This window comes from Carnobacterium divergens DSM 20623, assembly GCF_000744255.1.
In the GTDB taxonomy this organism is placed as follows: domain Bacteria; phylum Bacillota; class Bacilli; order Lactobacillales; family Carnobacteriaceae; genus Carnobacterium; species Carnobacterium divergens.
This window is the reverse complement of sequence record NZ_JQLO01000001.1, coordinates 2,588,747-2,602,500: the sequence shown is the minus strand read 5'-3', so window position 1 is coordinate 2,602,500 and position 13,754 is coordinate 2,588,747. Positions and strand designations below refer to the sequence as shown.

Sequence of the window (13,754 nt, the reverse complement as noted above, 5' to 3'; positions counted from 1 at the left end):
ATAGAACCCTAAGGTTCTATCCACAGCTTCGGTGTACTGTTTAGCCCCGGTAAATTTTCGGCGCAGGGTCACTCGACTAGTGAGCTATTACGCACTCTTTAAATGATGGCTGCTTCTGAGCCAACATCCTAGTTGTCTAAGCAACCCCACATCCTTTTCCACTTAACAGTAACTTTGGGACCTTAGCTGGTGGTCTGGGCTGTTTCCCTTTCGACTACGGATCTTATCACTCGCAGTCTGACTCCCGGATATAAATCAATGGCATTCGGAGTTTATCTGAATTCGGTAACCCTAGAAGGGCCCCTAGTCCAAACAGTGGCTCTACCTCCATGATTCTTAATTCCGAGGCTAGCCCTAAAGCTATTTCGGAGAGAACCAGCTATCTCCAAGTTCGATTGGAATTTCTCCGCTACCCACACCTCATCCCCGCATTTTTCAACATACGTGGGTTCGGTCCTCCAGTGCGTATTACCGCACCTTCAACCTGGACATGGGTAGGTCACTTGGTTTCGGGTCTACGACCACATACTCATTCGCCCTATTCAGACTCGCTTTCGCTGCGGCTCCGTCTTATCAACTTAACCTCGCATGTAATCGTAACTCGCCGGTTCATTCTACAAAAGGCACGCTATCACCCATTAACGGGCTCTAACTATTTGTAAGCACACGGTTTCAGGTACTCTTTCACTCCCCTTCCGGGGTTCTTTTCACCTTTCCCTCACGGTACTGGTTCACTATCGGTCACTAGGGAGTATTTAGCCTTGCGGGATGGTCCCCGCGGATTCCGACGGAATTTCTCGTGTTCCGCCGTACTCAGGATACACAACAGAGTGAACTTTGTTTCAAATACGGGGCTTTTACCCTCTTCGGCGGACCTTTCCAAGTCGCTTCTTCTACAAAATTCATTTATGACTCTTAATGTCGTGTCCTACAACCCCAAAGAGCAAGCTCTTTGGTTTGGGCTCTTCCCGTTTCGCTCGCCGCTACTCAGGGAATCGAATTTTCTTTCTCTTCCTGCAGGTACTTAGATGTTTCAGTTCTCTGCGTCTACCTCTACTAACCTATGTATTCAGTTAGTAGTAACATCCTATAAAAGATGCTGGGTTCCCCCATTCGGAAATCTTTGGATCAAAGCTTACTTACAGCTCCCCAAAGCATATCGGAGTTAGTCCCGTCCTTCTTCGGCTCCTAGTGCCAAGGCATCCACCGTGCGCCCTTATTAACTTAACCTATTTTGATTACTCAAAATTGTCGTTAATACGTTTTATCTTACGATAAGAACGTTAAAAAACTCATTTAAAACGCGGTGTATACATTGTTTCTTTTTTCATAAATTGCTTTCTTACAATATCCAGTTTTCAAAGAACAAATTTCAGTTGAGAAGATTAGACCTCTCAAAACTGAACAAAGTAATGACGAATGTGTGGGGTTTCCGTAATATTCCTTAGAAAGGAGGTGATCCAGCCGCACCTTCCGATACGGCTACCTTGTTACGACTTCACCCCAATTATCTATCCCACCTTAGACGGCTGGCTCCTAAAAGGTTACCTCACCGGCTTCGGGTGTTACAAACTCTCGTGGTGTGACGGGCGGTGTGTACAAGACCCGGGAACGTATTCACCGCGGCGTTCTGATCCGCGATTACTAGCGATTCCGGCTTCATGTAGGCGAGTTGCAGCCTACAATCCGAACTGAGAATGGCTTTAAGAGATTAGCTTGGCCTCACGACTTCGCGACTCGTTGTACCATCCATTGTAGCACGTGTGTAGCCCAGGTCATAAGGGGCATGATGATTTGACGTCATCCCCACCTTCCTCCGGTTTGTCACCGGCAGTCTCACTAGAGTGCCCAACTGAATGCTGGCAACTAGTAATAAGGGTTGCGCTCGTTGCGGGACTTAACCCAACATCTCACGACACGAGCTGACGACAACCATGCACCACCTGTCACTTTGTCCCCGAAGGGAAAGCTCGATCTCTCGAGTGGTCAAAGGATGTCAAGACCTGGTAAGGTTCTTCGCGTTGCTTCGAATTAAACCACATGCTCCACCGCTTGTGCGGGTCCCCGTCAATTCCTTTGAGTTTCAACCTTGCGGTCGTACTCCCCAGGCGGAGTGCTTAATGCGTTAGCTGCAGCACTGAAGGGCGGAAACCCTCCAACACTTAGCACTCATCGTTTACAGCGTGGACTACCAGGGTATCTAATCCTGTTTGCTCCCCACGCTTTCGAGCCTCAGCGTCAGTTACAGACCAGAGAGTCGCCTTCGCCACTGGTGTTCCTCCATATATCTACGCATTTCACCGCTACACATGGAATTCCACTCTCCTCTTCTGCACTCAAGTTCTCCAGTTTCCAATGACCCTCCCCGGTTGAGCCGGGGGCTTTCACATCAGACTTAAAGAACCGCCTGCGCTCGCTTTACGCCCAATAAATCCGGACAACGCTTGCCACCTACGTATTACCGCGGCTGCTGGCACGTAGTTAGCCGTGGCTTTCTGGTTAGATACCGTCAGGGGATGAGCAGTTACTCTCATCCTTGTTCTTCTCTAACAACAGAGTTTTACGATCCGAAAACCTTCTTCACTCACGCGGCATTGCTCCGTCAGACTTTCGTCCATTGCGGAAGATTCCCTACTGCTGCCTCCCGTAGGAGTCTGGGCCGTGTCTCAGTCCCAGTGTGGCCGATCACCCTCTCAGGTCGGCTATGCATCATGGTCTTGGTGAGCCATTACCTCACCAACTAACTAATGCACCGCGGGTCCATCCATAAGTGGTAGCCGAAGCCACCTTTCATCAAGCGACCATGCGGTCACTTGAAATATGCGGTATTAGCATCCGTTTCCGAATGTTATCCCCCTCTTATGGGCAGGTTACCCACGTGTTACTCACCCGTCCGCCACTCACTTGGTCGAAAAGCAAGCTTTTCAACTTCGTGCGTTCGACTTGCATGTATTAGGCATGCCGCCAGCGTTCGTCCTGAGCCAGGATCAAACTCTCATATAAAAGTTATGATTAAGACCGAAGTCTTATGCTCATTTTTGATTGCTAGCGAATAATTATTCACTAATTTGTTTGTTTCTCTTGACCTAGTCAAGAGACCCTACACATTTGGTTCGTCTTACTTTGTTCAGTTTTCAAAGGTCTAAGTTGTTTCGTTGTTGTTTTGACAACTTCTATATATTAGCACGTTTAGAAGTTTGTGTCAACAACTTTTTTTATTTTCTTTTTCGCTAAGTTGTTGTTACGTCCTAGCGACATGTATAAATATAACAGGTATATCAAGGTTGGTCAACTCTTTTTTTGCTTTTTTTTATTTATTTTTATATTTATTAACAATATTTACAGAAGAGTTAAATCATACGCTTACACTTGGCAATAGACGAACTTTAGCGATAACGAAACTTCTATTGTACTGCATTGTTTTAAATGTATAATATCCAATAAAATATTTAATAAACAAAAAAAGAGAGTCTACGGCTTGTAGACCCTCTTTTTTACTATTAATTATTACGCATTGTTGGAAATAGCAATACGTCACGAATCGCTTGAGCATCTGTTAGTAACATTACTAAGCGGTCAATTCCGATTCCTAATCCACCTGTTGGCGGCATTCCATATTCAAGAGCTTCTAAGAAATCTTCATCTAATTGATGTGCTTCGTCATTTCCTTCTGCTCGTTCTTGCATTTGTGATTCAAAACGTTCTCTTTGATCAATCGGATCATTTAATTCTGTAAATGCATTTGCATATTCATTTCCAACAATAAAGAGTTCGAATCGATCTGTGAAGCGTCCGTCTTTAGGATTTTTCTTCGCTAATGGCGAAATTTCTACAGGATGTCCATAGATAAATGTCGGTTGAATCAATTTCTCTTCTACAAAAGTTTCAAAGAATTCATTTACGACATGACCATATTGCATGTTCTCAGTAATAGCTACGTTATTGTCTTTTGCTAGTTGACGTGCTTCTTCATCCGTCATTACTGGCCAGAAGTCAACTCCAGACACTTCTTTAATAGCATCTAACATGTGTTGACGTTTCCAAGTTGTTTCTAAATCAACATCTACACCACCATAAGTGATTTTAGCTGTTCCTAATACTCGCTCAGCTGCTGTACGAATGATTCCTTCTGTTAAATCCATTACGTCTTGATAGTCTGTGTATGCTGTATATACTTCTAACATTGTAAATTCTGGGTTGTGTGTTGTATCGACACCTTCGTTGCGGAATACTCGACCGATTTCGTAAACTTTTTCCATTCCTCCAACAATTAAGCGTTTCAAGTGCAACTCTAAGGCAATACGTAAATACAATTCCATGTCTAATGCATTATGATGCGTAATAAATGGACGTGCTGCTGCTCCACCTGCTAAATTGTGTAAAGTTGGTGTTTCTACTTCCAAGTAATCTTGTTCATTTAAATAATTACGAACTTCTTTAATGATTTGGCTACGTTTTGTAAAACGATCAAAGCTTTCTTTGTTACTAATCAAATCTAAGTAACGTTGACGGTAGCGTTGTTCTACATTTGTTAAACCATGATATTTATCTGGTAACGGACGTAGTGCTTTTGATAGTTGAACCAATGAAGTAGGCTTAATCGTTACTTCTCCAGTATCTGTTTTCATGATGATTCCTGTTACACCGATAAAATCGCCTAAGTCTGCGTTTTTAAAGATTTCATAGTCTTCCTCACCAACAGTGTCTTTTCGAACATAAATTTGAATTTGGCCTTTACGGTCTTGTAAATGAGCAAAGCCAACCTTACCTTTTCCACGCTTAGTCATGATTCTTCCAGCAACAGTTGCTGTTTCTTCCTTGGCTGCTAATTCTTCTTTAGTATCAGCATCATAAGCTTCATGTAATTCGCTTGATAGATGTGTTCTTTCAAAGCGACTGCCAAATGGATCGATGTCTTTTGCGTATAAATCGGCCAATTTTTCACGACGCACTTGTAATTGGTCATTTAATTCTTCTTGATTGTTAGTTTCGTGGCTCATTTTTTGCACTCCGTTTCTGTTTCGTTTTGTTTCTTCCATCTTTACTCTTTATAATGCCAATATAATTGAAAAAAAGCAAGGGAATTAAAGTTTTTATCTTTAATTTCCTTACGTTTTTATTTCACCGTGTTCAATTCTCGTTCTTCTGTCGCTTCTACAAATGCATCGAGTATACTTACCATTTCTTCTTGTCGAGTTGCTTGATTCACTGCTAGTTTAGTTTTTGCTGCACGTGAAATCCCTTTTAAATAGTAAGCAGCATGCTGACGGAATTCTCTAGTGGCAATGGTTTCGCCTTTTAAATCAACTAATCGTTCTAAGTGAAGCTTGGCTGTAGCAATTTTTTCTCTTGCTGGTGGTTCAGGTAGTAGAATTCCTGTTTCCAAGTAATGTTTGGTTTGATAAATCATCCAAGGATTCCCTAGCGCAGCGCGTCCAATCATTACGCCATCTGCACCAACCTCATCTAACATACGTTTAGCGTCCATTGGGGTTTTTACATCTCCGTTCCCCATGAATGGAATGGTTAGTGCTTGTTTCACTTCTTTTAAAACATCCCAGTCTGCTTGTCCTTCATACATTTGGACTCTTGTCCGACCGTGCATTGCTACTGCTCCCGCTCCTGCTCGTTCTGCTGCTAAGGCATTTTCGACAGCGAATACATGATCCAAATCCCAACCAATTCTCATTTTTACGGTTACTGGTAATTGAACAGCATCTGCAACTGCCGCAACCATTTCATAGACCTTATTAGGGTCCAACAACCATTTTGCGCCAGCTTCTGCTTTGATGATTTTATTTACTGGGCATCCCATATTAATATCGATAATGGCTGCTTGGGTATTTGCCTCAACAAATTTTGCAGCTTCCACTAGTGTATCTTTATCGCCACCAAAAATCTGAACGCTTAATGGGTACTCATTTTCTTCAATGTGCAGCATTTCTAAGGTTTTTTTATTGCGGGTTTGGATTCCTTTATCACTGATCATTTCACAAACAACTAAGCCTGCGCCAAATTCTTTTACAGTAACTCGGAAAGCTGCATTGCTAATTCCAGCCATTGGAGCAACTACAACACGATTGGGTATTTCAACGTCTCCTATTTTCCACATGGTTTATTTCCTCTTTTCTCTATATAGGTAACAATTGGATTGTTGGTTTAAATTTACTAGAGGTATCATAGCATAATTCACAAACAAGTAAAACTGTCTTGTTTGTAAATAAAAAAAACTTCCAATGATACTCATTGGAAGTTTTGAATTATTCGCCTTCTACTGTTGGGTAAAGTGCTGTTGATAAATAGCGTTCGCCGTTGTCAGGTACTATCGCTAAAACGGATTTTCCTTTTCCTAACTTTTTAGCAACTTCAATTGCTGCTTTAATTGCTGCTCCTGATGAAATTCCAACAAGTATTCCTTCTTTAGTGGCAACTTCTCTTGCCATTCCTAACGCATCTTCGCTTGTTACTTCTAAAATTCCATCATAAATTTTCGTATCTAAGACACCAGGTACAAAACCTGCTCCAATTCCTTGGATTTTATGGGGACTTGGTGAGCCTCCTGCTAAAACAGGTGATTCAGCTGGTTCAACAGCGTAAATCAAGGTCGCTGGATTTGCTTGTTTTAAAACATGACCCACTCCAGTAAGAGTTCCACCAGTTCCAACTCCTGCAACAAATGCATCTGGTCCTTTTCCGTCAAATGCTTCTAAAATTTCAGGTCCAGTTGTCGCTTCATGGACTGCTGGATTCGCTAAATTGTCAAATTGCATTGGCATAAAATAATTGGGTTGTGCTGCTAATTCAGTCGCTTTGGCAATTGCACCTTTCATTCCTTCTGATCCTGGCGTTAATATTAAAGTCGCTCCATATGCTCTTAATAATTTGCGACGTTCAATACTCATAGTATCTGGCATAACTAAAATTGCAGGATAGCCTTTTGCTGCTGCTACCATCGCTAGACCTACACCCGTATTTCCACTTGTAGGTTCAACGATTGTGTTTCCGGGTTTTAAAACACCCTCTTCTTCTGCAACTTCAATCATATTCAATGCAATTCGATCTTTTACGCTACTTCCAGCGTTAAAAAATTCTAGTTTCACATAAACATCTGCAGCTTCTGCTGGAACAACTTGATTTAGCTTAACGATTGGGGTTTCTCCGATTAATTCTGTTACTGATGAAACAATTCTTACCATGTTGTTTCCTCCTCTATTTGTTCAACTTGGAACGTTAGCTTTATTTTAGAAATCTTACTTACTTTTGTCAAGTGAAATGCAAAAGCCGTTTTCTTTTATTTACAAAAGAAAACGGCTTGGATTTTTTTATTTAGCTAAGGCTTCTGCTCGTAATTCTATCAAATCTGTTTCTGAATAATGGTAGTGATTGCCACAAAAATGACAGCTTGCTTCAGCGCCATGATCTTCCTCAATCATTTCAGTGATTTCGTGTTCTCCTAATGCAATAATCGCTGTTGAAAAGCGTTCTTTTGAACAATCACATTTGAAACTGACTGGCATTTTTTCAAGAACTTTCACATTTTCTTTACCTAATAGACGATCTAATATTTCTTCTGGTTGCTCTCCTGCATCCATTAATTTTGATACCAACGGAATTTCAGCAATATTTTTTTCAATTGCAAGAAGCGTTTCATCTGTTGCTCCTGGCATTACTTGAATCATAAATCCCCCTGCGGCTTTAATGGAATCGTCTGTGTCTACTAAAACACTTAATCCAATTGCTGAAGGCACTTGCTCTGAATTAGCCATATAGTAGGTGAAATCTTCGCCTAGTTCGCCACTAACTAGCGGAACTTGTCCAGAAAAGGCTTCTTTTAAACCTAAGTCTTTTGTTACTGTTAGCGTCCCTTGAGTTCCGACTGCACCGCGAACATCGATTTTCCCTGCAGCGTTAGGGGGTAAACTCACACTTGGATTAGCAATATAGCCTTTTACTTCACCTCGGCCATTACTGTCTACAACGATGTGCCCAACTGGTCCGTCTCCATCCACTTTGACAGTCATTTTGTCGTCACCTTTTAAAGTTGCACCTAACAACAGTGCACCAACCATCGTTCTTCCTAATGCAGCAGATGATGCGCTCCATGTATCATGTCTTTTTTGAGCTTCACTAACGGTTTCTGTTGCACAAAGTGCGTATGCTCTAATTTGCCCCTCGTAACACACACTTTTTAATAAATAATCTGACATTCTGTTTCACCTCATATTTTGATAAAAGAAGGACACAACAAATGTTGTATCCTCTTTTTGAACGATTTAATTTTTATTTGTAACGATCTGAGAAGTTGTTGTCGTCGTATTCAGACTTAGCTTCTTCCTCCGTTTTTTCTTTTTGTTCTGCTTTCACTTCATCAGAAGCTTCTTTGGCTTCAACCTGTTCTTCCACTTCTTCTTCATGAAGTTCTTGCTTACGTTCCGCTAGTTCAGCTTCTTCTTGTTTCATTTTTTCAGCTTCTTTAGCTTCTAACGCCTTTTTTGCCTCTTCAAAGGTTGCACCTTTTTCACTTGGAAATTCAGGGTTTTCTTGACCTTTTGCTAGTGGCATTTCGCCTGTTTCAAATAGACTCTTGATTGTGCGTTCGTCTAATGTTTCTAATTCTAGAAGTTTTTCAGCAATCAATTTGTGTTGTGCTTTATGTTCTTCTAAGATACGACGAGCTTCCACGTGAGCGTCATTTAACAGTTTGCGTACTTCTTCATCGATTTCATATGCAACTTGTTCTGAATAAGCTTTTGTTTGACCGTAGTCACGACCAACAAAGACTTGGTGGTTTCCTTCATATTGAACGGGACCTAAACGATCACTCATTCCGTATTCAGTTACCATGCTACGAGCTAAGCCTGTTGCTTGTTCAAAGTCGTTACTTGCGCCAGTCGATTGAACGCCGAAGACCATTTCTTCCGCTGTACGTCCACCAAGCAATCCAACAATTTGTTCAAACATTTCTGTTTTAGTCATTAAGAAACGATCTTCTTTTGGAAGCATAATGGCATATCCGCCAGCACGGCCACGAGGTACGATGGTTACTTTGTGAACAACGCGTGCGTCACTTAGTACCATACCAACGATGGTATGTCCTGATTCATGGTACGCAACCATTTCACGTTCTTTTTTACTGATAACGCGGTCTTTTTTAGCTGGACCTGCAATAACGCGGTCTTGTGCTTCATCGACATCTAGCGCGTCAATTTTAGTTTTATTTCGACGAGCTGCAACTAATGCAGACTCATTTAATAGGTTTTCTAAATCCGCACCTGCAAAGCCTGGTGTTTGTTGTGCTACTACTTTTAAATCTACGTCATCTGCTAAAGGTTTGTTTTTAGCGTGGACTTTAAGAATTGCTTCACGTCCTTTAACATCTGGACGGCCTACTAAGATTTGACGGTCAAAACGACCTGGACGAAGTAAGGCTGGATCTAATACGTCTGAACGGTTGGTTGCAGCAATGATAATGATGCCTTCATTTCCTGTAAATCCATCCATTTCAACTAATAATTGGTTTAGGGTTTGTTCACGTTCATCGTGTCCGCCACCCATACCTGCACCACGTTGACGACCAACTGCATCGATTTCATCGATAAAGATGATTGCTGGAGCATTTTTCTTCGCTGTTTCAAATAAATCACGTACGCGGCTTGCACCGACCCCTACAAACATCTCAACGAAATCTGAACCTGAGATTGAGTAGAAAGGAACGCCAGCTTCACCTGCTACGGCTTTTGCTAGTAAAGTTTTACCAGTTCCGGGAGGTCCTTCTAATAGAACACCTGCTGGAATTCTAGCTCCTAAAGCAACAAAACGTCTTGGGTCTTTAAGGAATTCAACTACTTCAACTAATTCTTGTTTTTCTTCCTCAGCTCCTGCTACATCTGAAAAACGAATTTTGTTGGCTTTACTGTCAGCTTCTTTAGCTTTTGATTTGCCAAAGCTCATCACGCCACGTCCGCCGCCTTGTCCACCTTGACCGCCTTGTCCCATCATTAGATAGAAGAAGAAAATCAAAATAATGATTGGCGCCATTGTCATTAATAGAGTTAACCAGATTCCTGGAGTATCCTCTTCTAATGGTGTCATCGTTACTTTTTTATCTTGAGCAATACCGTTAATTTCACTAACAATCGAGTCATTTTGTAAGACTGTTGTTGTAAAGTTCTTGCTCTTAGCGTCTGTTGAACCAAAGATTTTTAGTCCAGACGAGCTGTCTTTCACTTTTTGTTCGTCACGATATTCCCCAGTGATGTTATAAACCCCACCACTTGGTTGGATGTTAAATTTTGCTATTTTGCCGTCTTTCAATTGAGTTACGAAGTCACTTCCTGAAAGCTTGTTACTTTGTTCGCCAGTTGATCCACCAGTTGCCCAAGTTACAATTCCAATGATTCCTAAGAAAACAATTGCATAGAAGACGCCACTTTTAAAGAGTCCATTCTTCTTCATATTCGCCCTCCTTCTACACATGAGTCTGTCTCATGTTGTATGGTTAATTTTACTTTTTATAGTATTGTTTCAATTCTAGACTATCATAACATATTTGACCTTCATTGACCATTTATTTCTCTTGGTAAATCTCAGGTTTTAAAATTCCAATATAAGGTAGATTACGATAACGTTCTGCATAGTCCAAGCCATAGCCTACGACAAATTCATTTGGTACTAAGAAGCCAACATAGTCCGCTGTAATATCCACAACGCGTCCTTCTGGTTTGTCTAAAAGCGTCACAATTTTAACTGATTTGGCTTGACGATACTTAAATAAGTCAACTAAGTAAGCTAACGTTCTGCCGCTGTCGATAATATCTTCAACAATCAAGATGTCACGTCCAGTTACATTGGTATCTAAGTCTTTAATGATTTTTACTTCTCCTGAGGAAACAATATCATTTCCATAACTTGAAACATCCATGAAGTCCATTTCTAAATAGGTATCAATTTCTTTGACAACATCTGACATAAAGAAAGTTGCGCCTTTAAGAACACCTACTACAAGCGGATTCTTACCTTGATATTCCTCTGTTAACTGTTTACCTAGTTCTACGGTTTTAGTAGCCAATTCTTCTCTTGAGAAGAGGATACGTTCAATATCATTTTGCATTTATCGTTTTCTCCTTTTCAATACCCTCATTTTTATCGTAAACGAGTATGTATTGTATTTTATCAGTTTCTTTAGCAATAGACAATTGGGATTCCTTATATTCTATCAACCAAATAATTTTTTTTTGATTATCGGCGATCAAATATGCTTGATTACGCTGTTCTAGCGGTATTTTTTGATCTATTAAAATATCTTTAAGTTTTTTGTGACCTCTGCTTTTTCCTTTTAAGCTCATTTTATCACCAGGCAACCGATTTCGGATGGTTAGCGGTAATTCTAGCGAAGCTGGATTAAGATAGATCACCAATTGATTGGGTGTTTCTTTTTCTTTGTAATCTGTTGTTTTAAAAAAACCAACGCGCTCACCGTTTGGTAGGTCAACCCATGAATTCAATGGCAATTCGGTTGAATAAAAACTGGATTTACTGATTATTTTTTCGTTTGTTACGTAAAATGAATCGTAGCTTTTAACGCCGTACCATTGATTTGAAAAATGAAGTTCTCCATTTGGTTGTTGACTTTCTATTAATTCGAGTATTTTTGCTAGATGGTTTCGTTGATAACTAAAGGTGGTTTGCTTCAATAATTCTTGTAAAAAATGGTTTAAGATTTGTTTTCTTAAACTAGAAGGATACTGTTGAAAATCGGAAATGGTTAGTTTCCAAGTTCCTTTGCTTTCTTGTTTAACCACTTTTTGATAGCTTGTCATTATTTGTAGTTGAGCAATCTCAAGTATTTGTTGTAAGTCATTTGAAAAATCATTAAAATGTTGAATCACTTGCGGATTTTCCTTCTTCAACAATGGCAGAATATGGTTACGATATCGATTTCTTGTGTATCCATCATCAAGGTTTGTTTTATCCTCAAAGTAGACGACCTGATGGTTTTTGCTATATTCAAGAAGTTGACCTTTTGTAAAAGCAAGTAACGGACGAACGAGCTGTTTATGGTAAAACTCTCGGTCTGTCTGAATTCCTGCAATGCTTTCAAGATATCCACCTCTCACTAAACGCATTAAAATCGTTTCTGCTTGATCGTCTCCATGATGAGCTGTTACTAAATGGCTGATTTTTTCTTCAGCCATTATTTTTTTAAAAAACTCATAACGAAAAGTTCTGGCAGCGGCTTCAGTTCCTGTTTTTGGTTGCTCGGATTTTTCCCATTTTGTTGAAAAATAAGGGATCCCGTTGTCTAAACAAAAAGCTTCTAGAAAAGCGGCTTCATTTTGAGATTCGTTTCGTAGCTGATGATTAACATGGGCTACTGCAAACCACGGTTTTACTTTTAATGGCAACTTCATAATTAAATCTAGCAATACCATCGAGTCTACACCTGTTGACACAGCCAGCAAAAGTCGATCGTTTTTTTTCCAAAAGGTTTGTTTGTAACATTCACTTAAAAAATTGCTTTCGAGCATCTGCATGGCCCCCTTCAGGATCATTCTTTTTTTGAATAAACATAAAAAAGGATAAGTTTCCTTATCCTTATCATCTATTTTAGTTACGACGTCCGCCTCGTCCGCCTCGTTTTCCTTCAGTATTGCGTTTTAATGAAGTTAAACGATCGTCACTATCTTTTAAAAATGAAGTCATCAATGAATCAAAATCTTCTTTTTTAGGAACTGCGTTGCGATTGTTACGGTCATTTCTTTGGTTTTGATAACCACCACTGCTACGTCCGCCACCGCTGTCTCTTCCGCCGCCACCTTCACGACGTCCTTGATAGCTTGACTCACGTCTTGCTGGAGCTGCTGATTCGGGTTTGTCTACTGCACGACGAATTGAAAGACCAATTTTGCCGTCGTCTCCGATAGACATTACTTTAACCGTTACGTCATCTCCTACTTTTAAAACATCTTTAATGTCTTTAATAAAGGTATCAGATACTTCACTAATGTGAACAAGACCTGTTTTACCTTCACCTAAATCAATAAATGCACCAAAATTTGTAATACCTGATACTTTTCCTGAAATTTTACTTCCTACTTCAATTGACATAAAAAATATGTTCCTCCTTAAAACTTGTAAGCTCATTATAGCACGCTACTTGGCTACTTCAAAAGACTATTTACTCAAATTTTGTTAAATTTGTAAATATTTAATCAATAATACACTTAAAACTCTTAGTTAGAGCTGTTTTCTTGCTTATTATCCTTTTTTTCTTCACTAGATTTATTTTTTTCAGTTTCTTCTGATTTCTTTTTTGTTTCTTCCAATATCTTGGCTGCGTTATCTTCTGGTAAGCTAAAGATAATCTCACCGTCTTTTGATAGATAATACTTGCTACGAGCAAGCTTAGTAACAAAGTCATCATCTTTCAATTGATTGATTTGGTTGTTTAATAAACGTTGTTCGGCTTGAACTTTTTTCAAGTTTTTTTCTGCTTGCACTTTTTCTCGATTCATTTTTGCAACTTCTTGACGGTTGACTAAAATTGTAATCGAAAGCCCCACGATGATAATCGCTCCAACTAAACTAATAAGAAAGATTCTTCTTCGCATATGTCGTTTTTGCTTCTTTTCACGATGGTTTTGAAGATTTTTTTCTTGGGTATACTCATTTTTCAAGTTTTCGACATTGCTTGGTTGGTGATTGTGTTTCTTCATTTTTCCACTCCTCGATTTGAAAAAACTAAGAGTCTTTTG

9 protein-coding genes and 2 rRNA genes (1 of these 11 cut by a window edge) are annotated in these 13,754 nt (G+C 40.0%); all 11 read right to left on the bottom strand.

The annotated features are described in order from the left end of the window. Positions 1-1,230 (bottom strand): 23S ribosomal RNA (locus BR52_RS12345); it reaches 1,692 nt to the left of the window's first position. A gap of 218 nt (positions 1,231-1,448) precedes the next feature. Continuing rightward, positions 1,449-3,003: ribosomal RNA gene (locus BR52_RS12340) — 16S ribosomal RNA — on the bottom strand. Together the 16S and 23S rRNA genes form the textbook arrangement of a ribosomal RNA operon. A gap of 497 nt (positions 3,004-3,500) precedes the next feature. Then, complete coding sequence (gene lysS / locus BR52_RS12335; protein ID WP_034573962.1) at positions 3,501-5,000, bottom strand: lysine--tRNA ligase; 1,500 nt, start codon at positions 4,998-5,000, stop codon at positions 3,501-3,503. A gap of 116 nt (positions 5,001-5,116) precedes the next feature. Next, the gene (gene dusB, locus BR52_RS12330; RefSeq protein ID WP_034573283.1) at positions 5,117-6,112 is read right to left on the bottom strand and encodes a tRNA dihydrouridine synthase DusB; all 996 of its coding nucleotides are present in this window, start codon (positions 6,110-6,112) and stop codon (positions 5,117-5,119) included. Positions 6,113-6,260: 148 nt separating this feature from the next. Continuing rightward, positions 6,261-7,196, bottom strand: coding sequence for a cysteine synthase A (cysK, locus tag BR52_RS12325; protein WP_034573281.1), 936 nt, complete (start codon positions 7,194-7,196; stop codon positions 6,261-6,263). A gap of 126 nt (positions 7,197-7,322) precedes the next feature. Next, positions 7,323-8,207, bottom strand: a complete 885-nt coding sequence (gene hslO / locus BR52_RS12320) for an Hsp33 family molecular chaperone HslO (RefSeq protein WP_034573279.1) — start codon at positions 8,205-8,207, stop codon at positions 7,323-7,325. A 73-nt stretch (positions 8,208-8,280) separates the two neighbouring features. Continuing rightward, on the bottom strand, positions 8,281-10,455 hold the full coding sequence (ftsH, locus tag BR52_RS12315) for an ATP-dependent zinc metalloprotease FtsH (protein ID WP_034573277.1): 2,175 nt from the start codon (positions 10,453-10,455) through the stop codon (positions 8,281-8,283). Between the two features lie 112 nt (positions 10,456-10,567). Beyond that, entirely contained in the window at positions 10,568-11,110 is a 543-nt protein-coding gene (gene hpt / locus BR52_RS12310) for a hypoxanthine phosphoribosyltransferase (protein ID WP_034573274.1), read from the bottom strand. Further along, positions 11,100-12,527 (bottom strand): tRNA lysidine(34) synthetase TilS, encoded by a 1,428-nt coding sequence (gene tilS, locus BR52_RS12305; protein ID WP_051915727.1) that lies wholly within the window; start codon positions 12,525-12,527, stop codon positions 11,100-11,102. The genes hpt and tilS overlap by 11 nt, the downstream gene beginning before the upstream one ends. Before the next feature lie 79 nt (positions 12,528-12,606). Next, positions 12,607-13,107, bottom strand: a complete 501-nt coding sequence (locus BR52_RS12300; RefSeq protein ID WP_034573269.1) for a S1 domain-containing RNA-binding protein — start codon at positions 13,105-13,107, stop codon at positions 12,607-12,609. A gap of 125 nt (positions 13,108-13,232) precedes the next feature. Then, a complete protein-coding gene (locus tag BR52_RS12295; protein ID WP_034573267.1) occupies positions 13,233-13,715 on the bottom strand; it encodes an FtsB family cell division protein in 483 nt (160 codons plus the stop codon). Between the last annotated feature and the right edge of the window lie 39 nt (positions 13,716-13,754).